General features: G+C 56.7%; 1 protein-coding gene. It reads right to left on the bottom strand.

What is annotated here, in order from left to right:
• Window positions 1–393: ATP-binding cassette domain-containing protein (locus FDX22_RS00420; RefSeq protein WP_255432656.1), on the bottom strand; the 393-nt coding region annotated here is incomplete at both ends.

Below are 393 nucleotides of genomic sequence, written 5' to 3'. Positions count from 1 at the left end.
ACGCCTGATTCAGGTCGTGCAGAACGGCGGCCAGCGTGTAACCTTTCTCCCGGTTTAGCTCACTCAACAGCTCCAGCAGATCAATCTGATGGCTGATATCCAGCCAGGTGGTCGGTTCGTCGAGCAGCATAATCGACGTTTCTTGTGCCAGTACCATCGCTATCCACGCGCGTTGGCGTTGACCGCCGGAGAGGGTATCCACACTTTGCGCCGCCAGATGTGTGATCCCCGTGGCCTGCATCGCGTGGGTTACCGCGATTTCATCTTCTTTACGCCAGCGGGTAAATAAAGGTTGATGTGGATAACGCCCACGAGCAACCAGCTCCTGCACGGTAATATCGCCCGGCGTGGTGGCATTTTGCGCCAGCAGACCAATTCTGCGTGCGACCTCTT

The organism is Citrobacter sp. TBCS-14, from assembly GCF_005280805.1.
Classification (GTDB): Bacteria; Pseudomonadota; Gammaproteobacteria; order Enterobacterales; family Enterobacteriaceae; genus Citrobacter; species Citrobacter gillenii.
This window is presented reverse-complemented; position numbering and strand designations above follow the sequence as displayed.